The sequence below is a fragment of the Sporosarcina sp. P29 genome, from assembly GCF_002743265.1.
GTDB lineage: Bacteria > Bacillota > Bacilli > Bacillales_A > Planococcaceae > Sporosarcina.
The window spans coordinates 18474-43225 of record NZ_PDYX01000007.1 but is presented as its reverse complement, the minus strand read 5'-3'; the positions used below and the strand labels follow the sequence as shown (position 1 = coordinate 43225).

Here is a 24752-nt window from a genome sequence, read left to right as displayed (position 1 = left end):
ATGAACTAAGATAGAAGGAACGTATTAAAATCTATTACATAGGAGGGACAGTTACGATGGATCTAAAGAAAATGTTAGCCGATGAACGTGTGAAGCCGTATGTTCTGAAAGCTCGGTACGGTATTGAAAAAGAAGGCCAACGCGTGGATCTGGCAGGAAATTTAGCGAAGACAGATCATCCTGCAAGCATTGGAATGGCAGATGAACATCCGTATATTCAGCGGGACTTCTCGGAAACGCAAATGGAATTGATCACGCCTGTCCTGAACACACGGGACGAATTATTTAATTATCTATCAGCTATCCATGACGTGGCATACCGCTCCATGGGCAAGGGTGAAATGTTATGGCCATTAAGCATGCCACCTGCACTTCCCGAAAAAGAGGAAGATATCAAGATTGCCAAATTGGAAAACTTCGAAAATGTTCTGTATCGACGCTCGTTGGCTAATTCATACGGTCGCCGGAAACAAATGATTTGCGGGATCCATTTTAACTTTGAATTCAGTGATGAATTGCTCGAGAAGCTATTTGATTTACAGTCCGAGATCGATAATTATCAGTACTTCAAAACAAACATTTATTTAAAGCTCACTAGAAATTACTTATACTACCGCTGGCTTGTGACGTACTTTTACGGTGCCTCCCCTACTAGTGATGAGAACTTCTATGGTTGTGATGACCAGCCTAATGAACCGGTTAGAAGTATTAGAAGCAGTAGATTTGGCTATGTGAATCACGATGAAGTGAAAGTTTCATTCAGCTCAATAGAGAGGTATATTGAGGATTTATCTTGTGTTGTAAATAGAGGTTTGCTTGTGGAAGAAAAAGAATTCTATACCGCAATGCGCTTACGTGGAAGCGAGCGTGTAGAGGAGTTCTTGACTGAAGGTGTTCGTTATGTAGAGCTACGAAATATTGATTTGAATCCTTTTGAGACAAATGGAATCAGCTATGAACAAGCGGAGTTCTTACATATTTTCTCCCTGTATCTTCTACAGAAAGATGAACATCCAGAAAGTGATGAGTATGGAAAGATAGGCGATGCGCGGAATGATGTCGTTGCGCTTGAGCACCCATTATCACATACAACATTTGAAGCAGAAGCGTATGAGCTAGTTGATGGTATGGAAAATATGGCTAAAGAATTGGGCATCCCTGTTTCCGACTCGTTATTTAGCAATTTGAGAGCTATGCTAGAAGATCCTTCGAAGACCCTAGCCGGTAGATTGTATACGGAAAGCCAAAAAAGTAGTCAACATCAAGTAGCTTTGGAAATGGCAAGAGAAACCTACGCCAATCTATGGGAAAAACCGTATGAGTTAACGGGCTTTACGGATATGGAATTGTCTACGCAAATCCTCATGTTTGATGCATTTCAACATGGTATCGAAGTAGAGATTTTAGACCGTCAAGATCAGTTCTTGAAGCTGAAATTACGGGACCATATAGAATTTGTCAAAAACGGTAACATGACAAGTAAAGATACGTATGTCTCCACTTTGATTATGGAAAATAAAACGGTCACGAAGAAAATTCTTCATCAAGAAGGTTATCGTGTGCCAGGTGGTGACGAGTTCAGTAATATAGAGGAAGCTTTGCGTGCCTATGAGATGTTCGCTAAGACACCATTTGTTGTGAAACCAAAAACAACGAACTACGGAATCGGCATATCTATCTTTAAAGATGGCGCCAGTTATGAGGACTACGAGCAAGCCATCACACTTGCATTCGATGAAGACTCGTCTGTCTTGGTAGAAGAGTTCTTAGACGGCACAGAATACCGTTTCTTCGTGCTACACGATAAAGTCCTTGCCATTATGCTCCGCGTTCCTGCAAACGTCACAGGAGACGGCACACACTCGATTAAGGAACTGGTTGAAGAAAAGAACCGTGATCCACTAAGAGGTACAGACCACCGTACGCCATTAGAACTTATTCAGCTGGGCGAACTAGAAGTTCTCATGCTGAAAGGTCAAGGCTATCAACTGGATTCAATCCCTAAAGATGGTGAAATTGTCTACTTACGTGAAAACTCCAACGTTAGTACTGGTGGAGACTCAATTGATGTAACCGATCTGTTTTCCGATGATTATAAGAAGATTGCAGTAGAGGCAGTAGCCGCTCTAGGCGCAAAAATCAGCGGAATTGATTTCATCATTGAAGACCTCGATGTGCCAGCAGCGAATCCAGGTGCGTATGGCATCATTGAAGCGAACTTTAATCCTTCGATGTATATGCATATTTACCCTTATAAAGGTGAAACACGTCGAGTGACGACAGATATATTATATTACTTATTCCCTGAACTGACTTAAAAGTCATACAAAATGAAACGGCCCCTTTCCTTTTGCAGAACATCTGTCTGCAATATAGAAAGAGGTCGTTTTTCGTATAAAGAGTAATTCACTTAGGATACGGTTCTCTAAATATTTCCATACCACGGGACCTGGGTTGATGCAGGTTCATGCAAAGCCAAGTAATATAACTCTTTTTTTCAGTTATCTTCTAAAATTACTTTTTCGGGATAATTTTACATACAGCATAACTTAAAATTCTCTTACGGCACGCTTCGTTATTTCTTGTGTCTTTGGCTTTCCATGTTGATAACACTACTCCCCCAACTGTAAACAGTGAGCCGACAATTTCCGCCACCGATTAATGATTTATATAATTAAATTAAACCCATTATCATCGCTACAACAAAGTAAATTCCTATAATCGTACCAATAGTCCCCTATACGAGTTGTTAACTTTTCAGTTTAAAAAATTCTAGAAAAAATCCTCCTACTACATAAGTATTTCACTAGGAGTTGTATACAAATGATAGTAATTTAACTCGAATCGTTCGTTATTTATAACATATTCTTGTAAATATACAATTTTTGAGAGCAGGAAATCACCCGATGACGTACAATTGAAATATTAATTAAATAAATGTTCGTATACTGATTGAAAGCATAAAAAACCTTTGATATAATCAAATCGTATTCATTGTAATAGCACTTTTTACTACCTTCCACATAAAAAAGGCAATAGATAATAAGACTCTACTAATACATAGTTCATTTATATCGTCATACCTTAACCACTATTTGTTACTAGTTAGACTAATAAAATCTATAATGCACAGGGAAAAGTAGATAGCTAAGGAATACTATTCGATTGAAATTATTTCAGAAATGAGGAGTTTTCTTTGAAGAACATGAAGTTAGTTGGTTTTATTGTATGTATGGTTTTCCTAGCGACAATAATTTCGGGCTGTAACTCGGCTACTACTAGTACAGCAGATACTGAACAACGTCCGATCATTGTGCAGGGACCCATGCCTATTGAAGCTGAGAAGTTTGCTGAAAAATTAAGCGACATGGAAGTTGAAGAGTCGGGGAACTTTATTTTTTATAAAGGAACTATCGATGAATACCCTGTAATTGTTACTAAGACTAGTAAAGGGATGGAAAACACTGCAGCCGCTACTGCATTAGCAATTGAAAAGTACGACCCAATTGCTATTATTAATCAGGGAACTTCAGGCGGACATGATCCGAACTTACATGTATTTGACATTGTCTTGGGAAAACGAACCGTCAATATTGGTTCTATGAAGACTGAGTCTGCCGAAGAAAACGAAGGAATGAATCCATCATTATGGAAGCCGATGGACCTTATGGCTTCTGAAGGCAGTGCCGGAGAGGATCCTGATGCAGAGAAGATTCGCTACTTTGACGGCGACGATGAATTATTAGCAGCAGCCAATGCGGTTAAAGACCAATATAAAAAAGGTAAAGTTGTTGAAGGTACTATTGGATCTGCGGATCTTTGGAATAACGAAGTCGACCGCATAAACTGGTTCCATGAAAAGTACGGTACTTCTGTTGAAGAAATGGAAGGTGCTGCCGCAGCACAAATCTCGGATAGTTACAATGTTCCTTTTTTAGGTATACGTATTCTTTCAAATAATAAAACTAATAACGGTCAGTATAATCCAGAAACTGCTTCAGCCAATCAAGACTATGTATATCTCGTTTTAAAAGAATATATCTCCAATTTAAAATAGATGATTCTAAAATGTAAGTAAAACTAGAAGAGAAGGGTTTGTTCCATAGACCCTTCTCTTCTAGTTTTTAGCGTTTAAATAGCTCAGGCAGTATAATCAAAAAGTGTGAGATGTATACATATCCTGCTATAAAAAGCGAATTGGAATGAGAGTATGTGATTTTCTAATTCCATAACCTAATCTTCAACTTTTTTGATGTCTATTTATGATAAGGCTCTCCCTTAATAATCCGAAACCCGCGATAAATCTGCTCCACCAATACCAACTTCATCAACTGGTGTGGAAACGTCATTTTAGAAAACGATAATTTCTCATTCGAACGCTGCAATACACTACTATGTAAGCCGAGCGATCCGCCAATCACAAAGACAATCTTGCTTTTTCCATAAGTCATCAATGAATCGATACTGGCTGCGAATTCCTCGGAAGTTTTCATTTTCCCGTCGATTGCTAGTGCAATGACATGCGCGTCTGGTGCAATTTTCGCTAAAATTCGATCGGCTTCTTTCTTTTTAACGATTTCCATGTCGGCTTCGCTTAGTGTTTCAGGTGCTTTTTCGTCTGCTACTTCGATTAATTGCATTTTTGCATAACTGTTCAAACGTTTTGTATACTCTTCTATTCCTTGTTTCAGATACTTCTCCTTTAACTTACCCACGGTCACAATTGATATATTCACAGTTTATCCACTCGCCCTCTGAATGTTATACACAATACTTATACACATATCCACAATCTTATCTACATATTGTGTTCGATTATTTGTTCTGTACTACATGTCAATTTCTCTGATTATTGTATCACACTTTTGTGGATAACTTTTTATCTGCTTTATAATTTGAAGAGGTTTATCTAATTCCCAGAAAAAATGAAAATACCCCAACCTATTGACCTGTAAGGGATTAACCCTTGTCACTTTAGTTTTATTTATTATTTTTGAAACATTTTCTTTTACACAATATTATACACATTATTTCGATTTTATCCACAATTGGATAACTTCATAAAAAAATCAGGCATCGTAGCGCATTTTCGCTAGATGCCTGATGTGGACTGAAAGTTATTCGCTATGTGGACAATGTACTTTCTCTTAGAATGTATTTCCGTCTTTCAATACCATTTCCAAGTCCAGTTTCTTTCCATCTCGATAGACTGTAATTTTCAATGGATCGCCAATTTCTTTTTTATTATACAAATACTTACGTAGACTGACCATATCCGTCACTTTCTCTTCATCCAGCTGAACAATTGTATCATACTTCTTCACGCCAGCTTGTATTGCAGATGAATTCGGCATGACATCTGTTACGACGACACCTTCCGTTACTTCTTCAGGCAACTTCAACGTCTGTTGCTGTTGCTGAATGGGGATTTGTTGGAGATCAAGTAACGATACACCCATTGTCGGACGATTTACTTGTCCTGTTTCTTCTAAGTGCTCAATAATCGGTAATGCAATGTTGATTGGAATAGCCAGTCCGATTCCCTCTACTGTTGCTTCAGAGATCTTCATGGAGTTGATTCCGATCAATTGACCTGCCATGTTAATTAAAGCACCACCGGAGTTACCTGGGTTGATCGCAGCATCTGTCTGTAAGACGTCTGCTTGCCAATCGACATTTCCATCTTTGTTTAGATCCATTGGAATGGATCGGTCTTTTCCAGAGATTACACCTACCGTAACGGATCCTGCAAAACCAAGTCCTAATGGGTTACCAATTGCAATAACTGATTCCCCACGTTTTAATGCATCTGAGTCACCGAATTCTATCACTGTATCGACGTGCTCTGCATCAATCTCGACTACAGCCAAGTCCGTCCATAGATCACTGCCGATTAATTTCCCTTCAACCTTCGTACCATCATCAAAACTAATTTCGAGTTGTTCGGAATTTTCTACGACGTGGTGATTGGTAACAATATATGCTTTGTCGCCTTCTTTTTTATACAGGACACCAGAACCCGATCCGGCTTCTTGAGTAGACGTTGTGGAAGACCAGAAGTCTTGGACTGTCTGGATATTTGTAATACCAACAACCGCATTTGCGACGTCACCTACCACATCGGTAATTTCGCTTGAGATGTCCATTGATACTTGCGCATGTTCCGAGTTAGTCGTGTCTTTCGTTTGTTTAGACGTTGCAACATCGACGTTACTTGATGAGCCAGTTGCGTACATCGTGACTAAAAACACGATAAACCCACCCAATAGTGCGCCAAGTAAGCCTGGCCAAAAACTGCCTCTACGTTTTGGGTTACGTTTCGGTTCTACCGGTGGAATCGGTTGTTGCCATTCCGTTTCATCTTTTCTTCCTTCTCTTCTTTCATCATCCATTCGCATTTCCTCCTTATCGGTAAGTATTCCTACATGTACTGTACCCCAATAACTCTTTGTAAATGCAAAAAGCCTCACTAATTTAGCAAGGCTTTTCGCATTTACTTCAGACTAGCACAAGCTCTGTAGATTCTGATGCATCCGTATCATGCAAGTGAACAAATTCCCCTGCACGAATGCCGCAATCTTCGAGGGTCTGTGCTACGCTCATGCGCGCCAAGTCTTTCATATTGTTATCTAAGCTAAGATGAGCTAAATAAATATGCGCTTCTTTTTGAGCTACTACTTCACTCATTGCGACAGCAGCATCTTCATTCGATACGTGGCCTACGTCACTTAGTATACGACGTTTGATAGACCATGGATAACGTCCCATCTGCAGCATGCTGACGTCGTGATTGCTTTCGAATACAAAGCTGTCAGCTCCGTGGATATGACCCTTCATACGGTCGCTGACGTAGCCTGTATCCGTAATAATCGCCAGTTTGCGGTCACCTTCATTGAACGTATAGAACATTGGGTCGGCTGCGTCATGGGATACAGCAAATGACTGGATATCCAGTGAGCCAAATGTTTTCACCGTTTCCATGTCAAAATGGAAACGCTGATCAACGGGAATCTCTCCTACTAGTCCGTCCATCGCCTGCCACGTTTTAGCGTTGGCATAAATAGGCGTTTTATATTTCCGGGCGAGTACGCCGATTCCTTTAATATGATCACTGTGTTCATGTGTGACGAAAATGCCGTCAATTTGTTTCATCGAGCGATTGATCGATCCAAGCAAACCTTCAATTTTCTTACCGCTCATGCCGGCATCTACGAGAAAAGCGTGCTCTTCTGTCTCTATATATAGCGAGTTGCCTGTACTACCACTCGCCAAAATGCTAAATCGCATGTGGAAAACTCCTATTCTGTTGGTTCTTCTAACATATCCGTTTGGAACTCAATGACTTTTCCTTCAATCGCATTGATGAAGTAATGTTCTATCGTTCCATCCTTCAATTTTACCTGAACATTCCACGTCGGTGCAAATACTTGAGTTTCTGTCAGCTGAACAAGTGTCGAATAACCCGATTTGACTTGCATAACAGTGGAATCGGGTTTCAGATAGCCACGTGTAACAAGTGAGGAGACCGCATCGTCTTGCGACAGTAAATCCTTTTTATGATTAAAACTCAAGAACTCGTCGAGCATACGTTGTTCGTAATGCGTGACTTCGCCTTCTTTGTCCCAGTGTATGATGAGCATGGCGTTTGGACTGTAGAAGATGGTTTCGTTCTTTACCCGTTGAAAGAATACGGCGCTCCGCTCTTCTTCGTCCACTTCCCAGAGCACGTAATCCTGGCCATTGAGCACATACTTCTTTAAGAACTCATCAAAATCATAATCGCCTTTCTCCTCAATTACTTTTACATCTTTTTTCATGTGGGATAGTAATCGTGATTTTTCGATTAAGACAACCGATTGATCACTTAACTCTTCTAATTTCTCAGTAGGAAAGGTGGCAAGATGGGCCGACAAATACGAAACATCTTTCTTATTGAAAGGAATAGGATCATACGTAATATTCTCTAGTGCTAAGGTTTCTTCAACTGAAGTTTTACCGAGAATCTGCATATTTCCGACACCCATTTGCCTGTCCAAATACAGCCAATACAGAAAGACATTGAGAATTGAAAAGACGATGATAAAGATTGTTTTGGTTCTATTCCAATCCAATCATACCACCTCCTTGCAATTCTTCTGGAGTGAAGCGTAACCAGTTATCCTTAATGAGATAATACCAGCAAGGCTGTAAAATAATTAATTCATCATCAATATCATGAATCATATAATAGCCTGGAGTGATTTCCTCGATCATATCAAAATCTAGTTCTTCTGATTCTCGTAAAGCATTCGCCACTTCTACCCCTGAAGGTAGTTCCAGCTTCTTTTGTTCCTGTTCAATTTCCACATCTAAAGTGTAGTATGGGCGTATATATTTGAAGACGCGATCATCTCCCCATGTCTCCGTAATTTCACTCATCCCTGATTGATCACTAAAGACGGGCAATCCATCGACATATAGCTGGAAACGGACATAGCGGGAATATGGATTCATATAGGCATAGCGGAACTCATCCGTCCAACCACCATGTTCATTAATGAAATCGATAGTATTCAATAACAATTCTGAAGGGAGCATGAAATCCTGACTTTCCACTGCCGGCATGACATAATTCAACCTTTTGATCTCGGTATCGATATTCATGAAAGCATGATCATCTCCATATTCTTCATGCGTTGAGTCGACTTGATTACGCCGTACAGCATTGGGGTCACTGAATAACGCATCACGGAAACGTAATGGTTTGATCTCTTCTTGATAATACGTCTTCCCTATAGCGATGATAGGATCTTTTGGTACAGCAAGAAATGGTGCGTTGCCACGATCGATTTCCGTATACTCATCGAATGATTGACCGACATCCACTACGTTGCGCAGGAAGCTAGTTTTATTCGGTAGCGTCACTTGCATCTGATAATGTAAGCCGCTCATTTCACTGAGTAAATGAATAACTGGTGCTTGAGTCGATTGACTCCAATCAATGATTAGACGATTAAAGCTGGCTTCTGGAATATTTATGTCATCTACTAATAATACATTGTCATATACTTGCATGGGTACTTCACCCGTGAAGTAGAACGTCATTTGGCTTGGTTGCCGTAAGATTTGTGCAATATCAAACTTATTCATGTCTTGTCTTACTAGTTCAAGATCAGATAAATCCCATGTATTCATTTCTGTCAGGATCCTGTCAATCTTTTCGGTATCCGTAGAGCCCAGTATCTGATCTTTTAAATTCGTGATGATTTTATATGGCTTAATGATTTCATCGATTGTTTTCTTCTCAGAAATGGATATATCGACAGTCTGTAGTTTTTCCATTGGCTCGTAATTCGGTGAATAGTTCCAAATTGCAAAAGTGAATAGGACACTCAGTGAGACAAGCAACAACAATACGATGGATTTAATTGGTTCAATGTATTTCAATCCCACTCACCGTCCTCTTGTTGTTCAAATGGCAACTTGAAGAAGATCGTCGTTCCTTTTCCTTCTTCACTCTGCGCCCAAATATCTCCTTTATGTGCCACAATCATTTCTTTAGCAATAGCAAGGCCGAGGCCAGTTCCACCAAGTGCACGGGAACGAGCTCTATCTGCACGATAGAAACGGTCGAAAATTCGATTGACATTGGATTTAGGAATCCCCATTCCATCGTCCGAAATCATTACTTTAATATAATCACCTGAGACCGTTACACCGAAGCGAACTTCTCCGCCATCCGGCGAATACTTCAAGGCGTTAGAAATGATATTGTCTAGTACTTGCGTTAATTTGTCGGTATCGATCTCCACGAATAGGCTACTTGAATACAAATTCCGTGTGAATCGTACATTTTGCGACTTCGAAAACTCAAAGCGCTCAATAACAGCGTTGAAGAACCGGTTAAATTCCACCCATTCTTTATTCAATTCATATTCTTTACTGTCCATACGTGAAAGTTTCAGTAAGTCATTCACAAGACGGATCATTCGCTCGGTTTCATTTTGCGTAACATGTAAGAAATTCGGAGCAATCTCCTCATTGCGCCAAGCCCCTTCCGCCAATGCATCAAGATAACTACGCATTGTAGTAAGTGGTGTACGCAGTTCATGTGAAACATTTGAAACGAACTCACGACGTTCCATATCAATCTTCTCTTGCTCCGTATTATCATGCAATACGACAATTAAGCCGTTTACGAATCCTGTTTCACGCTGGGTAACAGAAATAGTTGCCCGTAAAATATATGCTTGATCTTCTGTACTAAAGTCCAGTGGAATCGATTCTCTCATCTGGATCAATTCCTCAAACGTATACTCATCGTCTATACCCAGAATGCTAGCGATAGGTCGATTGATGACAAGGTCATTCGTTACACCGAGCATTTGTAATGCCGAGTCGTTAATTAAGCTAACTCGTCCTTTGCGGTCAGTTGAAATGACACCATCTGTCATGTTTTCTAGAACCGAGGCTAACTTTCGCCTTTCACTCTCAGTAGTGGACTGCGATTCTTGCAGCTGGTTAGTTAAGTGATTGAATGCGATGGCCAGCTGACCCATCTCATCCGATCCATACACTTTAACCTTTCGTGTGAAGTTCCCTTTGGCCATTGCCTGAGCTTGTCGCCGCATGTCTGAAATTGGTCGGGTAAATGCCCTGGCAATAAAGATCCCGACTATTATTGTAATAGTTAGAGACACAGCGGCCGCCCCTGCCAATATTCGATTGATTTCTTCAATTTGTTGAAAAACCGATTCAATATTGGCTTCCACATAGAGCGACCCTACAATTTCATTGCCGTTAAAGATCGGTTTGGCTAAGGAAAGGACGCGATTATGAGATTGTGGATCAACCATCACGACATCTTTCATCGTCTCTGATGTAATAGTTTTTCTTACATTATCATTAGTCGAATGTTGGCCTACCCTCATTTGATTGTCGAATGAAGATGTCGCCAGAATGCGATACTTGGGGTTTATAACCTGTATTTCAATAATGTCATCTGAAGTGAACTCGACCAAGACATTTTTTAAGCTTTGTTCTAGTGTGGGATCACTGTCTTTACGTTTTTTTGTAATCTCTTCCCGCACACTGAACTCGACTAAATCCATACGGTCTACAATCGAATTCGTAAAGTTATCTTTTAATGTTTGTTCCAATTCACGAGCAAAATACAGCCCGATAATTTGCATGGACACAAGTATAAGCAGGACATAAATCAAAACAAACTTAACTTGAATCGACCGAAAAAAACCTACCTTATGCATAAAGGCTTACTCCTGTTCCGGATCGCGCAAGTAATAGCCTACACCACGTCTCGTGACGATCCAGCTTGGATGACTCGGCGTGTCTTCAATCTTTTCACGAAGACGTCGAATCGTTACATCGACTGTTCGTACATCTCCGAAATAATCATAGCCCCATACGGTTTGTAGTAAATGCTCACGTGTCATCACTTGACCAATATGTTTAGCTAGGTAATACAGTAATTCAAACTCACGATGCGTCAGTTCAATTGTAACTCCACGCTTTTGAACATAGTATGCATCAGGTTGGATAACAAGTTGACCTACCGTGATATCGTTTGTTTCTTCTTCCTGGTCTTCCGCTATAGTTCTTGCGTGACGACGCAGGTTGGCTTTAACTCGAGCAATTAATTCTCTTGTGCCGAATGGCTTAGTGACATAATCATCTGCGCCTAGTTCAAGTCCTAAGACTTTATCGATTTCCGAGTCTTTGGCTGTCAACATAATAATAGGGAAATCATACTTTTTCCGTACTTCTCTACAGACTTCCATGCCGTCTCGTTTAGGGAGCATGATATCAAGTAGCATAAGGTCTGGCTGGATCTCTTCTACACGGTTGATAGCATCTTCACCGTCGTATGCGCAAAAGACGTTAAAGCCCTCCTTTTTCAAATTAAATTCTATGATGTCTGCGATGGGTTTCTCATCGTCTACAATAAATATCGTTTTATTTTGCATGATTTGTTCCTTTCTCACCGTAATTGGCGATTAAATTTTCAGCTATTTTTTCTTTCCATGACTAAATTAAGTAATGTGAAATTGTGTGGTACATGGAACACTAATCTATCTCTTCTATGGTTACAGCCTGATTCTAAAGCTGAAATATATCTTTCCATATCCTTTAACTCTATCACGATTTGTGTAAAATCGCACTTTTTCAGATGGGGGCGGCTTGCTTGGAACGATGAAAAAACAGCGCGTCCTTTTCTACAGTGGTAGAAGAAGAGCGCGCTGTTTTATTCATAAGACGGAGGCGATTCGTGCTGACTCCAGTCGATATTAAGGAATTTATTGTATTCCTTTGCAAATGCTAACGTTACCGTACCAGTTGGGCCGTTACGTTGCTTGGCAATAATGATTTCAATCATATTTTGCATTTCGGTTTCTTTATCATAGTAGTCTTCCCGGTAGAGGAAGGAGACGATATCGGCGTCTTGCTCAATACTTCCTGATTCCCGAAGGTCAGACATCATAGGGCGCTTATCTTGGCGTTGCTCTACACCCCGTGATAGCTGGGACAGCGCAACGACTGGGATTTTTAGTTCACGAGCTAATGCTTTTAATGAACGAGAAATCTCAGATACTTCTTGCTGGCGATTGTCGCTGCCACGGCCGCTTCCCATGATCAGCTGCATGTAGTCAATCATCACCATACCGAGACCGTGTTCTTGTTGCAGACGTCTACATTTCGAACGGATTTCATTCACTCGCAGACCTGGACTGTCATCAATGAAAATTCCTGCATTTGATAACGACCCCATAGCCATTGTCAACTTGCGCCAGTCGTCAGCTTCAAGGTTTCCTGTACGCAGTACTTGTGCGTCAATGTTACCTTCTGCACATAACATACGCATGACAAGCTGTTCGGCACCCATCTCTAAACTGAAGATCGCGACGTTCTCTTCTGTCTTCGTTGCCACGTTTTGCGCTACGTTCAACGCAAACGCGGTTTTACCAACAGAAGGACGAGCCGCCACGATAATCAAGTCATTACGCTGGAAGCCTGCCGTAATCTTATCCAAGTCACGGAATCCGGTTGGAATTCCTGTTACATCACCTTTACGTGTATGCAATAATTCAATATTGTCATACGTCTCCACTAATACATCTTTAATATGACGGAAGTCACCCGCATTTTTCCGATTGGACACTTCCATCATTTTCTTCTCGGCTTCACCAAGTAAGGCTTCTACTTCGTCTTCCCGTGTGTAGCCGTCTTCCACAATGTCAGTTGCAACGCGGATCAATCTGCGTAACAAAGCTTTTTCATCAACAATATTTGCATAATAGACGATGTTTGCAGCAGTCGGAACTGCGTTGGCAAGCTCTGTAATATACGAAATGCCCCCGACGTCTTCGAGCTCATTTTTTACTTTGAGCTCTTCGGCGATTGTCACCAAATCGACTGGCTGACCTCTGTCATTCAATACAAGCATAGTTTCAAAAATCTTTTTATGCGCGATCCGATAGAAATCTTCCGGCATCAATATTTCAGATGCGGTTATCAGTGCCTGTGGTTCTAAAAATATTGCACCAAGAACCGACTGCTCTGCTTCGTTGTTATGCGGAGGTGTGCGCTCGATCATCTGGTTCAAGCTATTATCTCCTTATCATTCTTCTGTAACATGCACTTTAAGTGTAGCTGTTACATCAGGGTGTAATTTGATCGGAACATTTGTAAAACCAAGTGCACGAATTGGCTCAGGTAATTCCATCTTACGGCGATCTACTTTAATTTTGTTTTGCTTTTCTAACGCTTGTCCAATCTGCTTGGACGTAATAGAACCAAACAGACGACCATCTTCACCCGTTTTCGCCTGTAGCTCTACAGTCAACTTTTCAACTTGCTCTTTTAATTCTTTAGCTTCTGCCAATTCTGCAGCTGCATCCTTTTTCTGGCGATCCTTCTGGCCTTGCAATTTACTTAAATTACCTGGAGTCGCTTCAACTGCTACATTATTTTTCAATAAAAAGTTTTGTGCATATCCAGTTGAGACCTCTTTCACTTCACCTTTTTTACCTTTTCCTTTAACATCTTTTAAAAAAATAACTTTCATCATTCATTTCCCCTCTCTACGTATTGATCTAGTGCGTCCTTTAACATCGTAATTGCTTCATCCATCGTGTCTACACTTAACTGGCAAGCAGAATTTGTTAAATGACCGCCACCACCCAACTCTTCCATAATGACTTGAACATTCAATTCGCCCAATGAGCGGGCGCTAATACCAATTCTTCCATCATCACGCTTTGCTACGACGAATGATGCGGAAATACCTTGCATAGTCAATAAGATATCAGCTGTCTGCGCGATCAGTACGGAGCTATGAACAACATCTTCTAGACCTCTCGCAATCGCAATATCTCCATTACCCGCAAATTCTACGGTTTCAATTAGTTTTGATCGTTCAATATATGTCGCAATATCTTCTTTTAGTAAACGCTGTACTAGTACGGTATCGGCACCATTCGTTCGCAAATAGGAAGCGGCTTCGAATGTGCGAGAACCTGTCCTAAGTGTAAAGCTCTTCGTATCCACTACGATACCTGCTAGCATCGCTGTCGACTCTAACATTGTCAACTTCTCATTCTTTGGCTGATACTCCAGTAATTCCGTCACAAGTTCCGCTGTGGAAGATGCATAAGGCTCCATATAAACGAGCACGGTGTTATTAATGAATTCTTCGCCTCGTCGGTGATGGTCAATTAATACAACCTTCTGGGCCTTATCCAGTACACGCTCATCTATAACCATACTTGGCTTATGTGTATCGACAATAACGACCAACGAACGCTCCGTCATCAATTCCAACGCCTCTTCAGGCATCACCATATGGTCATATAATTCTTCATCTTGCTGTACTTCATCCATCAAACGGCTAACACTAGCATCGAGCTGATCAAAATTAACGACGACATAGCCTTCAACACCATTCATCCTTGCCATCTTACGTACACCAATCGATGCACCTATCGCATCCATGTCAGGCATTTTATGACCCATAATGAACACACGGTCACTATCTTGGATTAAATCACGTAGTGCGTGTGAAATGACACGTGCGCGTACACGTGTACGTTTTTCAACAGGATTTGTCTTACCACCATAGAATTTCAGTTTCCCATCATGGTGTTTAATCGCTACTTGGTCACCGCCACGCCCTAGAACTAGATCCAGGCTCGACTGAGCTAACTCACCAAGCTCTGTAAGCGACGTAGTACCTGTCCCTACCCCAATACTCAACGTAAGTGAAACACTGTGTTTAGATGTGTTCTCACGAATCGTATCGAGCAACGCGAACTTAGTCTTCTCCAATAGTTCTAGTGTACCTTCATTGAAAACAGCCAAGAAGCGCTCAGAAGAAATTCGTTTTACGAAGATCCCATATTCATCTGCCCATTGATTGACCAATGAGGTAACGAGTGAGTTCATCTGGCTTCGTGTCTGGTCGTCCATTGTCTGAGACAATTCATCATAGTTATCGACCAATAAAATCCCAATCGTCGTTCGATCAGCATAGTAAAGGGATTGTATCTTTAAGCGTTCTGTTACGTCAAATAGATAGATCAATTTCTCTTCCGGTTTATAGTACACGCGGTACGAGCGATCATTCAATACGATGACATCTTGCTCACTGTCTTCTCTAATGACTTGACGAAATGCTTCATTCATTTCGTAGAGCTGTGAACCAATCCAAGTCTTGTCGGGATATATCGAATTGATAAATGGATTGACCCACTCTACTAATTGCTTATCATTCAGCAAAATAATCCCAATTGGTAATTCCAGCAACGCTTCTTCTCCTACCCTTTTCATCCGGTAGGATAAGGTTTCAATATATTTCTCTGTTTCCAGATAGTTCTCATTCTCTACTTTCCAAGCGGTACCTAGAGCAAGCGCATAAGCAACTGCAAAAAACAGTCCTACCCAAAAGTTTAATAACATTAGTAGTACGGAACCTACCGCTCCGAGTAGAGACAAGAATGCTAACGGAATTCGTATCCCACGTTTTTTATAAAATAAATTCAATATCTCATCTCCTACGCTCTCTTGTCTTTATCTATCCATGTACGAATGTTAATGGCGATATCCAAAACACCCAACATTACGGTGAAGGGACTGAGGAACATGGCGAATAATGTAGCTAGCACGTTGACGATTATTGGAAGCTTCATCTTACGCAATGCATAGTAAATTAACGCCAAACCTTGTAAGAAGAATAAGAATCTAAAGATGAGAATGGCATTTGCCTCCATTAGATAAAACGTCGTTCCTTGTTCCGGCTGCGACAAAATGGAAATCAACAGTAATGCTAGATAGGCTAGTACCGTTGCAAATGGAAGACGCATGTTAAGGAAGGAAGCAAACTTAGGAACTTCAAAACGTAAACGTGTTGCAACCGCCAAAATGGGCATAACAAACATGTAGGCAGTTACAAAAACAGACAAGATGAACAGAGAAGGCACAATGGTTTGGTAATACGTAAATGCCTCGGCCACAGTTCGCTCAATTTCTCTTGTTGAATTTCCCATTCCGGATAGAATGACAAGTGCTTCCTGCTGTATAGCTGAAAATTGTTGCATCAACTGTTCAATGGGGTTGATTTTCATGAACCACACAGTGCCTAGATACATTAGACTCAATGAAATGAGCAATGTGACACCGGTTGCCATATATACATAAAGTTTCGTCTTGCCTGTTCGTACGGTATCACCGATAACGAATCCAACAGCACTTAAGACAATTGCTGCTGGTATGGAAAGCAAGCCACCAATCAATAATGTGATAAGCCATGTACACATCGCGACCATCAGCGTAGAGACACGGTCATAGCGCAAACGATAAATCGTAATGGGCAATGGAACGAGTAACAATGTCAATAAGCCGAGTAATGGTACGTATAAAGTCATTGCCAGTAATATGGCGAAGAGTGCTACCATCATCGCACCGTACGTAATTCTACTTGCTTGATCTTGCATATCCACGCCCCAATTCATTCACTGCTTCTTTTGCCACCTATTGATTATAAAGGGACAAAGTGTTGCATTCCTTAATTCATATAAAGCTGCAATCATCCTTCTAATTGTATCACGATTCGACGTGAAATCAAAAATACAGGCAGTTGCGGTTTCCAGTAAAGTGGATGCGCAATGGACTATGGATTGTATGATTTTCCAGATAAATAAAAAACCGCCACTGACTGAGTAACTCAGTCAGTGGCGGTTTATATATTACCGCTCTTCAGATACGAACGGAAGAAGTGCCATGATGCGTGCACGTTTGATTGCGACCGTCAATTTACGTTGGTATTTAGCGCTTGTACCAGTAACTCGACGAGGCAACATCTTTCCGCGCTCAGAGATAAACTTCTTCAACAAATCTACATCTTTATAGTCGATGTGAGTAATGTGGTTAGAAGTAAAATAGCAAACCTTACGGCGTTTGCGACCTCCACGACGTGGTGCCATAATTGTTGTCCTCCTTCCTATTTACGTATTAAATGAACCGTTCTATCAGAATGGCAAGTCGTCATCTGTTACTTCAATCGGACCGCCGCCTGGCTGGAATGGATCATTATCAACACGTGTCATATTTTGCTGATTCGGTTGGTAGGATTGCTGGTTATTGTATCCTTGTCCTTGGTCTTGAGAAGGTGCGTTATAAGAAGGAGCTCCACCACCATAAGATGGCGTTTGCTGACGTTCTGTATTGGCACTTCTTGGTTCCAGGAATTGAGTACTATCCGCAACAACTTCTGTCGTGTAAACACGCTTACCGTCTTGACCTTCGAAGCTGCCCGTCTGTATACGGCCATCCACTCCGGCTAGACTTCCTTTTCGTAAGTAATTCGCGATATTCTCAGCCTGTTTACGCCAAGCTACACACGTGATGAAATCCGCTTCCCGTTCTCCTTGGGCATTAGCGAACGCACGGTTCACTGCCAGTGTAAAACGTGTTACAGCAATTCCAGTTTGTGTATACTTCAGCTCAGGATCTTTTGTTAATCGGCCAACTAAAACGACACGGTTTATCATTCAGAATCAAACCTCCCTCATCATAAATTTATTAGATTTTATATCAGATTACGCATCTACACGAATTGTCATATGACGAATGATACCTTCGTTGATGTTCGCTAGACGTGTAAATTCATCGATTGCTTCAGCACCAGCGTTAGCAGTTACTAATTGGTAGTAACCTTCACGTAAGTCGTCGATTTCGTAAGCAAGACGTCGCTTGCCCCACTCTTTCGACTCGATGATTTCCGCTCCGTTTGAAGTTAGGACAGTATCAAAGCGTTCAATCAACGCTTTTTTCGCGTCATCTTCAAGAGTTGGGCGCATAATGTACATAATTTCGTACTTTCTCATCAATAGTCACCTCCTTATGGACTTGGGCCCTACTTTTACAAGTGGGCAAGGAGTAAGTAAATTTAATATTACTCACATCAGTACATACTATCACATCTCAATTGGAATATCAACCATCAATATACTATACTAAGTGAATTAAGGGGTGATTTCGCATGGAAGAACAACAGCCTGTGATTGTTGAGCTCGATTTACAGAAAATAGCGAAGCAAAGTCTTTGGCTCACTTTCCTACCGCTTATAGCACTTTTGATAATTCGTGGTCTGCTACAAGGAGGATTATCTATGTCATTTTCGGTGTGGTATGTTGTCTATACTTTGGTTGGATACATTTTATTGATTGTTATACATGAGTTTTTCCATTTGCTTGGTTTTCGTATTTTTTGTAATGTGCCGTGGAAGAATATGGCGTATGGTGTCAATTTGAAGATGGGTGTTGCCTACGCTACCACGGATCAGTTGATGGACAATAAAGGAATCCGCAAAGCGTTATTGTTACCGTTTTGGATGACGGGTGTGTTGCCTGCTATTCTTGCGTTGTATTTCAATGATGGCGTACTGTTGCTGTTAGGTGCGATGCTAATCGGCGGAGCAGCAGGAGATTTTGCGATGTACAAGGAGTTAAAGAAGTTTCCGGATGATGCACTAGTGAAGGATGATCCGGAGTTGCCTAAGTTGTATATTTATCCTGCTCAATAAAATAAAAAAGCTGGCAGTAGGATTGGAATGGGGGTTTGCGCTTCGGAGGGGACGCTTTTCCGAGTTGCAATCCCCTCGTACTCACCCATTAACTTACTCTTTCACTTCCTCTGCAGGTCTTCAATCAGACCTCTTTCAAATCAAGAAAAAGGCTGATTCTCACGAGGAGAATCAGCCTTTGTTTGTATTATACGTTGAAACGGAAGAGCATAACGTCGCCGTCTTTAACGACGTATTCTTTACCTTCTAAACGGACCTTACCAGCCTCTTTTGCCGCTGTCATGGAACCGTGCTCGACTAAGTCGTCGTATGCTACCGTCTCCGCACGGATGAATCCGCGTTCAAAGTCGGTATGGATTACGCCGGCACATTGTGGTGCTTTCATACCTTTACGGAATGTCCATGCGCGAACTTCTTGTACGCCTGCTGTGAAGTACGTAGCAAATCCAAGTAAGTTGTACGTTGCTTTAATTAATTGATCAAGACCGGATTCTTTGATGCCTAGCTCTTCAAGGAACATTTCCTTCTCGTCGTCTTCAAGCTCCGCCATCTCTTCTTCAATTTTCGCACAAACTACGATTACTTCTGCATTGTCCTTCTCTGCAAAATCACGAACTTGTTGGACGTATGGATTGTTATCTGCATCTGCAATTTCATCTTCTGAAACGTTCGCTACATACAACATCGGTTTAATCGTTAACAAGTGCATGCCTTTGACTACATCCAACTCATCAACTGTTAATTCTACAGAACGGGCAGCCATTGCATTTTCAAATGCATCACGTAATTTGAGTAGAATCGGCTCTTCTACCATCGCTTCTTTATCTTTTTGCTTCGCCATTTTGGAAACTCGGGCTAAACGCTTATCTACACTTTCCATATCTGCCAAGATCAATTCCAAGTTAATGACTTCAATATCGTCGATTGGATTTACCTTTCCTGATACGTGTGTAATGTTTTCATCTACGAAACAACGGACTACCTGACAAATCGCATCTACTTCACGAATATGTGAAAGGAACTTGTTACCAAGACCTTCACCTTTACTTGCACCTTCTACAATCCCCGCAATATCGGTAAATTCGAATGCAGTTGGCACTGTCTTTTTCGGTGTGACGAGCTCAGTCAATTTGTCTAAACGCTCATCTGGTACCTCAACTATTCCTACGTTCGGGTCAATCGTACAGAACGGATAGTTCGCCGCCTCTGCTCCTGCTTTTGTTATCGCATTAAATAAAGTTGATTTCCCTACGTTCGGAAGACCTACAATCCCAGCTGTTAACGCCATTATTCCCACACCTTTCTTATCTATCCAAAGCTTACATTATTCGTTAGTCAACCACTTCATTATAAGGATAATGCGGTGTATTGTCCACGTGTTCTCAAGACTCGTTCTTCAGCAGAACTTTTTTCATCTTCTTAGCAAATTCATTACGTGGGATCATGACGCTGTGTCCACAGCCTTCGCATTTTATTCGAATATCCGCGCCCATTCGGATGATTTTCCAAGCATTTGTGCCACATGGGTGTTGTTTTTTCATCTCCACCACGTCATGCAAGTTAAACTCTTTGTCCGCCATCGTATGAATCCCCTTCCTTATGTTCTTCACGTATTACCATTCGTGGATAAGGCATTTCAATTCCATTCAAATCCATGAATTTCTTTAAGTCCTGTCGAAGTTTACGACCTACGTTAAAATTAGCAACCGGCTCAGTCTCCGCGGCAATACGCAGCAAGATCCTTGATGGTTCCATACTTTGTACGCCCAACACTTCCGGTACGCCGATCACCTCTGAATAGCGCTCTCTCGGTAATTTCCCAAGGAATCCTTTGATTAATTCCTCTGCGTGGTCGATATCTGTTTCGTAGGATAATGCTAGATCAAGCAAAACCATGGAATTCGTGACGGAGTAATTGACGACTTCACCTATTTGACCGTTAGGTACTGTATATAACTCGCCACCATATAATGCAATTTTCGTTGTGCGAAGACCGATTTCCATAACCGTACCTTCACCTGAATTAATACGCACATAGTCGCCGACTCCAAATTGATCTTCAAAAATAATGAAAAAACCAGAAATGACGTCCTTTACTAAACTCTGGGCACCAAAACCGACGGCTAGACCTAGTACACCTGCACCTGCAAGTAGACCTTTTGCGTCTATCTTGAACTCTGTCAGAACGGCTAGTATAGCGGAGAAATAGACAATGTATTTTAATGCGTTTTCTAAAAGTTTGATCATGGTCTTTTCACGTCGTTCTGTTTTGCGCATCGGACTTTTCAACTTAATAGCGAAGAATCGCCTTATTAATACTTGCCCTACTTTTACTACCACGCCTGCCACCACAATAATCAAGAGAATGCGAATAGCAAAAATTCCGGTAGAGAGCCAAAAGTCAGCACTGAATATCGTATCTTTTACTTGTTGAATTGCTGCTTCTAAACCTTTTAGGCTTTCTTTCGCTTCTTCTGTAGCAGAAGTAGATGCCATTGAAAGAAATCCTCCTTTCGTATAAACCCTTACCCCTCAGGATATACTGCACAGCAATACATGCGCAGTATGAATTTCAGCGTAAATATAACACAAAGGACTGGTGTCTCCCTATGTATACAGCCGAACCCTCTTCTTATCATTACCGAATTTCTAGTAAAGAAACCGGTGTCGTGTGGAAATTGAGCACTTATTTCATGCAACATATCCCATTTAAACAACAACCAATCATTTTTTATTGCATCGGAACTGATCGTTCCACTGGCGATTCTCTCGGTCCTTTGACAGGCTCCTACTTGTCAGAGCTAAGTCTCTTCCCTTATACAGTAGTCGGCACGTTACAAGAGCCACTACACGCTCTGAATCTACAACAACGTATGGAGCTCACAAGCACATTATACCCCGAAGCGTTTGTAGTGGCGATCGATGCCTGTCTAAGTAAAAAGGACTCTGTTGGTGATCTATTGTTTCATAGCGGTCCGATTGCACCAGGGAAAGCCGTAGGAAAAGAACTTCCCCTAGTTGGTGATGTATCTGTTAAAGGAATCGTCAACGTAGGCGGCTTCATGGAGCAAGCAGTTTTACAAAGCACTCGTCTTCATCTACCGTTCGAAATGAGTCGTATGATTGGTAGAGCCTTACAATTAGCACATCATCGTCAACCTTCAAAAAGCATATACAATCGTAACGATGACCGCAACTACCGCAATACCTGGGATAAAGTTGGCTACCCGAATTTTCGTCAAGCCGATTAAATTTAATCCAATAGCCGCAATCATCAAGCCACCTGTAGCCGTCATTTCAGAAATAAATAACTGCATTAGTTCATCTGGAACAAACCGACTGAGTATGGTGGAAAGAAAGGTTATACTACCTTGGTAAATTAATAGAGGAATTGCTGCAAATGCAACACCAATACCTAATGTGGAACTAAAGATGATTGAAGTGAATCCATCTAATATTCCTTTCATTATTAACACACTATGATCGTTGCGGAGCCCACTATCAATAGCTCCAATGATAGCCATGGAACCTACGCAAAAAAACAGCGTAGCCGTAACGAATCCTTGTGCTATTCCCTGCCCTTCTTTTTTAGCCGGTAACTTCTTTTCAATCCAGTGCCCCAATTGGTTAACTTTTTGATCAAGATCAATCCATTCACCAAGAATTGCGCCTATCACAATACTAAGAATGACAATGACAATTTGTGTTGTTTCAAATGTCATTTGTAATCCGATTGCTACTACAGCCATCCCTATTCCGTACATGATGGTTTCCTTCATTCGTTCAGGTATTCCATATAAAAACCTTCCGATTAATGTACCGATTATAATCGTCAATACATTAAACAGTGAACCAAACAATATCATGTAGTCACGTCCAAGTTCTCTTCAAGAATAAAACCTATTTTGCATTGAAAGCAAAATAGGTTTGTGTATCATTACTCAGCGTTCAATAATTCGAGAATACGTTCAAAATCTTCATCTGAGTGAAACTCGATTTCGATTTTGCCCTTTTTCTTCGTCTTCTTTATAGTTACGTTTGTACCGAATTGTTCACGCAGAGTGTTTTCCTGTGCCTCAATAAATATATCTTTTTTCTTTTCCTTCTTCGTTTCACGTGGAACATCTTCATTTAACTGTTGAACCAGTTTCTCCAATTGACGAACATTTAACCCTTCCGTCTTGGTCTTTTCGGCAATAGCCAAGATTTGCTCTTTTTTACGCAACCCAAGAAGTGTACGACCGTGTCCCATTGAAAGTATTCCGTGGGAAATGTCTTTCAAAACTTTCTCGGGTAACGCGAGTAAACGGATATGGTTAGCGATATGCGGTCTACTCTTGCCTAATCTAAAGGCAAGTTGCTCTTGTGTTAACTTCAGACTTTCCATTAGGTTTTGGTATGCCTCTGCTACTTCAATAGGAGATAAGTCTTCACGCTGCAAGTTTTCAAGAATAGCCATTTCCATTGATTGTTCATCTGTTAAATCACGTACAACAGCTGGAATTTCCTTTTTGCCTGCTAGTTCGGAAGCACGGAATCTTCTTTCCCCTACAACGATTTCATACTGTGTACCAACACTTCTCACGATGATGGGTTGCAGAACACCATGTTCCTTAATCGATTCGCTTAATTCATTCAACGACACTTCATTGAACTCTTTACGCGGCTGGTACGGATTAACTTTAATGCTTTTCAGACGAATAAGCTCTACCTTTTCCAATGTTTCACGAGGAAATAATGCATTAAGACCCTTACCTAGACCTTTACTCATTCTCCACCACTTCCTTTGCCAGCTCTGAGTACACTTCCGCACCTTTAGATCGTGGATCATATAATATAATTGGTTTACCATGACTCGGTGCTTCACTTAAACGGACGTTACGCGGAATGATCGTTTTATACACTTTGTCTTGGAAGTATTTCTTTACTTCTTCAATAACTTGAATGCCTAGATTGGTCCTAGCGTCAAACATCGTCAGTAATACCCCGTCAATATAAAGTGATTCATTTAAATGTTTCTGGACCAGTCGAATCGTGCTGAGCAATTGACTAAGTCCTTCGAGCGCATAGTATTCACACTGTACAGGAATAATGATTGAATCCGAAGCCGTCAATGCGTTCAACGTCAAAAGGCCAAGAGATGGAGGACAATCAATAATGACGTAGTCATAGTCATCTTTAATATCTTGAATCGCGTGTTTCATACGAACCTCACGTGATATCGTAGAAACTAGCTCAATTTCAGCTCCTGCAAGTGAAATGGTGGCAGGAACGATTTCGAGATTTTCAATTTCGGTTGGCAGAATCACGTCACGTACGGGTACATCATCAATTAACATATTATAAATACAGTCTTGTACATCACCTTTGTTAACACCGACTCCACTCGTCGCATTTCCTTGTGGATCTGAATCAATTAAGAGCACTTTTTTGCCTAAATGGGCAAGGCATGCACTTAAGTTTACAGAAGTCGTCGTTTTTCCGACGCCTCCTTTTTGATTTGCTATAGCAATAATCTTACCCACTCTTGCACCTGCTTTCTTTCCTATTTCGATTGTCTTACTAGTATACCAAAGTTTTACTGGTTGCTTCCTATGTTTGAAATACCTGACAAAGAATATCTTCTATGTGGTCTATTTCAGTTTATCATCTTCACTGTACGAACTCTATTGATATA

At 41.0% G+C, this 24752-nt stretch carries 24 protein-coding genes; 4 read left to right on the top strand and 20 right to left on the bottom strand.

Going from position 1 to position 24752, the window contains the following annotated elements:
- Positions 1–56 precede the first annotated feature (56 nt).
- Positions 57–2318 carry a bifunctional glutamate--cysteine ligase GshA/glutathione synthetase GshB gene (gene gshAB / locus CSV68_RS07995; RefSeq protein ID WP_099661862.1) on the top strand — a complete coding sequence of 754 codons (2262 nt, stop codon included), beginning with the start codon at positions 57–59 and terminating at the stop codon, positions 2316–2318.
- An 887-nt stretch (positions 2319–3205) separates the two neighbouring features.
- Positions 3206–4057: a 5'-methylthioadenosine/S-adenosylhomocysteine nucleosidase gene (locus CSV68_RS07990; RefSeq protein ID WP_099633770.1), complete on the top strand. Its 852-nt coding sequence runs from the start codon at positions 3206–3208 to the stop codon at positions 4055–4057.
- 199 nt (positions 4058–4256) lie between these two features.
- Here the strand turns inward: CSV68_RS07990 and rlmH are convergent, their stop codons facing one another.
- From rlmH to rpsF, 14 genes are all read right to left on the bottom strand, one after another.
- Positions 4257–4736 carry a 23S rRNA (pseudouridine(1915)-N(3))-methyltransferase RlmH gene (gene rlmH / locus CSV68_RS07985; RefSeq protein ID WP_029054359.1) on the bottom strand — a complete coding sequence of 160 codons (480 nt, stop codon included), beginning with the start codon at positions 4734–4736 and terminating at the stop codon, positions 4257–4259.
- A 411-nt stretch (positions 4737–5147) separates the two neighbouring features.
- Positions 5148–6392, bottom strand: coding sequence for a S1C family serine protease (locus tag CSV68_RS07980; protein ID WP_233192889.1), 1245 nt, complete (start codon positions 6390–6392; stop codon positions 5148–5150).
- Between the two features lie 106 nt (positions 6393–6498).
- Positions 6499–7287, bottom strand: coding sequence for an MBL fold metallo-hydrolase (locus CSV68_RS07975; RefSeq protein ID WP_099661860.1), 789 nt, complete (start codon positions 7285–7287; stop codon positions 6499–6501).
- An 11-nt stretch (positions 7288–7298) separates the two neighbouring features.
- On the bottom strand, positions 7299–8111 hold the full coding sequence (locus CSV68_RS07970) for a two-component system regulatory protein YycI (RefSeq protein ID WP_099633733.1): 813 nt from the start codon (positions 8109–8111) through the stop codon (positions 7299–7301).
- Positions 8098–9432: a YycH family regulatory protein gene (locus CSV68_RS07965; protein WP_099633734.1), complete on the bottom strand. Its 1335-nt coding sequence runs from the start codon at positions 9430–9432 to the stop codon at positions 8098–8100. The genes CSV68_RS07970 and CSV68_RS07965 overlap by 14 nt, the downstream gene beginning before the upstream one ends.
- Positions 9423–11246, bottom strand: a complete 1824-nt coding sequence (walK, locus tag CSV68_RS07960) for a cell wall metabolism sensor histidine kinase WalK (RefSeq protein ID WP_099661859.1) — start codon at positions 11244–11246, stop codon at positions 9423–9425. The genes CSV68_RS07965 and walK overlap by 10 nt, the downstream gene beginning before the upstream one ends.
- 6 nt (positions 11247–11252) lie before the next feature.
- The gene (yycF, locus tag CSV68_RS07955; RefSeq protein WP_099633736.1) at positions 11253–11963 is read right to left on the bottom strand and encodes a response regulator YycF; all 711 of its coding nucleotides are present in this window, start codon (positions 11961–11963) and stop codon (positions 11253–11255) included.
- Between the two features lie 278 nt (positions 11964–12241).
- Entirely contained in the window at positions 12242–13591 is a 1350-nt protein-coding gene (gene dnaB / locus CSV68_RS07950; RefSeq protein WP_369802918.1) for a replicative DNA helicase, read from the bottom strand.
- Positions 13592–13615: 24 nt separating this feature from the next.
- The gene (gene rplI / locus CSV68_RS07945; protein WP_099633771.1) at positions 13616–14062 is read right to left on the bottom strand and encodes a 50S ribosomal protein L9; all 447 of its coding nucleotides are present in this window, start codon (positions 14060–14062) and stop codon (positions 13616–13618) included.
- A complete protein-coding gene (locus CSV68_RS07940; protein WP_099633738.1) occupies positions 14062–16035 on the bottom strand; it encodes a DHH family phosphoesterase in 1974 nt (657 codons plus the stop codon). Before CSV68_RS07940 ends, rplI begins: the two co-directional genes overlap by 1 nt.
- 11 nt (positions 16036–16046) lie before the next feature.
- Complete coding sequence (locus tag CSV68_RS07935; RefSeq protein WP_099661858.1) at positions 16047–17003, bottom strand: DUF2232 domain-containing protein; 957 nt, start codon at positions 17001–17003, stop codon at positions 16047–16049.
- A gap of 234 nt (positions 17004–17237) precedes the next feature.
- Complete coding sequence (rpsR, locus tag CSV68_RS07930) at positions 17238–17474, bottom strand: 30S ribosomal protein S18 (protein ID WP_029054370.1); 237 nt, start codon at positions 17472–17474, stop codon at positions 17238–17240.
- A gap of 45 nt (positions 17475–17519) precedes the next feature.
- Positions 17520–18041: a single-stranded DNA-binding protein gene (ssb, locus tag CSV68_RS07925; protein WP_099633740.1), complete on the bottom strand. Its 522-nt coding sequence runs from the start codon at positions 18039–18041 to the stop codon at positions 17520–17522.
- Positions 18042–18089: 48 nt separating this feature from the next.
- Positions 18090–18377 (bottom strand): 30S ribosomal protein S6, encoded by a 288-nt coding sequence (gene rpsF / locus CSV68_RS07920; protein ID WP_029054372.1) that lies wholly within the window; start codon positions 18375–18377, stop codon positions 18090–18092.
- A 155-nt stretch (positions 18378–18532) separates the two neighbouring features.
- Here rpsF and CSV68_RS07915 point away from each other — a divergent pair, with 155 nt between their 5' ends.
- Complete coding sequence (locus CSV68_RS07915; protein ID WP_099633741.1) at positions 18533–19075, top strand: DUF3267 domain-containing protein; 543 nt, start codon at positions 18533–18535, stop codon at positions 19073–19075.
- A gap of 187 nt (positions 19076–19262) precedes the next feature.
- Here CSV68_RS07915 and ychF read toward each other — a convergent pair whose 3' ends face one another.
- The 3 genes from ychF to CSV68_RS07900 all read right to left on the bottom strand — a co-directional run bounded on the left by ychF (position 19263) and on the right by CSV68_RS07900 (position 21571).
- Positions 19263–20363, bottom strand: coding sequence for a redox-regulated ATPase YchF (gene ychF / locus CSV68_RS07910; RefSeq protein ID WP_099633742.1), 1101 nt, complete (start codon positions 20361–20363; stop codon positions 19263–19265).
- A 94-nt stretch (positions 20364–20457) separates the two neighbouring features.
- Positions 20458–20655 carry a DUF951 domain-containing protein gene (locus tag CSV68_RS07905; protein ID WP_083034454.1) on the bottom strand — a complete coding sequence of 66 codons (198 nt, stop codon included), beginning with the start codon at positions 20653–20655 and terminating at the stop codon, positions 20458–20460.
- Complete coding sequence (locus tag CSV68_RS07900) at positions 20636–21571, bottom strand: mechanosensitive ion channel family protein (RefSeq protein ID WP_099633743.1); 936 nt, start codon at positions 21569–21571, stop codon at positions 20636–20638. Before CSV68_RS07900 ends, CSV68_RS07905 begins: the two co-directional genes overlap by 20 nt.
- Positions 21572–21684: 113 nt before the next feature.
- On the opposite strand from CSV68_RS07900, the gene yyaC reads away from it, so the two are divergent.
- Positions 21685–22326, top strand: a complete 642-nt coding sequence (gene yyaC, locus CSV68_RS07895) for a spore protease YyaC (protein WP_099633744.1) — start codon at positions 21685–21687, stop codon at positions 22324–22326.
- On the opposite strand, the gene CSV68_RS07890 is transcribed toward yyaC, so the two are convergent.
- The 3 genes from CSV68_RS07890 to CSV68_RS07880 form a co-directional block, all read right to left on the bottom strand.
- Positions 22237–22941, bottom strand: a complete 705-nt coding sequence (locus CSV68_RS07890; RefSeq protein WP_099633745.1) for a DUF554 domain-containing protein — start codon at positions 22939–22941, stop codon at positions 22237–22239. The genes yyaC and CSV68_RS07890 overlap by 90 nt on opposite strands.
- Positions 22942–23012: 71 nt before the next feature.
- On the bottom strand, positions 23013–23846 hold the full coding sequence (locus CSV68_RS07885; RefSeq protein WP_099633746.1) for a ParB/RepB/Spo0J family partition protein: 834 nt from the start codon (positions 23844–23846) through the stop codon (positions 23013–23015).
- Entirely contained in the window at positions 23839–24600 is a 762-nt protein-coding gene (locus CSV68_RS07880) for a ParA family protein (RefSeq protein ID WP_099633747.1), read from the bottom strand. Before CSV68_RS07880 ends, CSV68_RS07885 begins: the two co-directional genes overlap by 8 nt.
- Positions 24601–24752: the final 152 nt, after the last annotated feature.